This is a genomic window from Pseudidiomarina fusca (assembly GCF_032227045.1).
Taxonomy (GTDB): Bacteria; Pseudomonadota; Gammaproteobacteria; order Enterobacterales; family Alteromonadaceae; genus Pseudidiomarina; species Pseudidiomarina fusca.
In genome coordinates, this window is the sequence record NZ_JANFPJ010000023.1 from 1 (window position 1) to 814 (window position 814).

The 814-nt window shown below is 40.3% G+C and carries 1 protein-coding gene and 1 tRNA gene; one reads left to right on the plus strand and one right to left on the minus strand.

Going from position 1 to position 814, the window contains the following annotated elements; all coding sequences use genetic code 11:
* Nucleotides 1–491: HindVP family restriction endonuclease (locus NOG12_RS10635; RefSeq protein WP_313933260.1), on the plus strand; the 491-nt coding region annotated here is incomplete at its 5' end.
* 189 nt (nucleotides 492–680) lie between these two features.
* On the opposite strand, the gene NOG12_RS10640 is transcribed toward NOG12_RS10635, so the two are convergent.
* Nucleotides 681–757: transfer RNA gene (locus NOG12_RS10640), tRNA-Arg, on the minus strand.
* Nucleotides 758–814 lie beyond the last annotated feature (57 nt).

Genomic DNA, 814 nt, shown 5'->3' on the forward strand with positions numbered 1-814 from the left:
TTCGCAGAGGAACTCAACTACGGAGTCGATCTATCAACCATCTGATAATGGTATCAGGTTGGTGGGGTAAAGGTGCCCCATCAACCATTAAATCCGTATACCCTATTTTTGTTTGGAGCGACTTTGCTATTTGCCGTACCTTTATTGATTGCGCATCAAGAGAGCGAGATGTGGGGAAAGTTACAAGGCTTTATAGATCAACGCTAAGGCTTGCAAGGATTCTTTACGAACTAACACAAACAGATAAGGTAAATATTCATAATATTTATACTCAAATGGCTTTCAACCTGCAGACTGACAAAGAATTTGCTCTGAATGGTAAAATGACTCGTAGATTTATGAATCATCCTCGACGTTATAATCCAATTATGAAATTATCTAGCATCACAAATGTGATTATGAATGGCGGGCACAAAGAGTTAAGTCCAGAACGTCGTTTTGATCAAAGCTTGTATTATACAGCACAGGAATTATTTAAAGACGATGCTTAAAATTGAATATTGTTGTTTATGCTTAAGAGAAAACGACAGAATTTGCTTCCTAAATCGATTAAGAGCAAGAATGTTGTGCGAAGGTCATGAAACTTGGAGGCAAAACCTTAACAAGTCACAATTTTGGCACAGAATCGGCACAAAAGCCTCAAAGTTAGTACTTGCTATCAATGTCAGGCTATAGAATTATGGCGCACCCGACAGGAGTCGAACCTGTGACCTCTGCCTCCGGAGGGCAGCGCTCTATCCAGCTGAGCTACGGGTGCGTATTGGAATGTACTGTTGGTAAAACAGCGAGCGTGGATTTTAGGGAATTATTACTC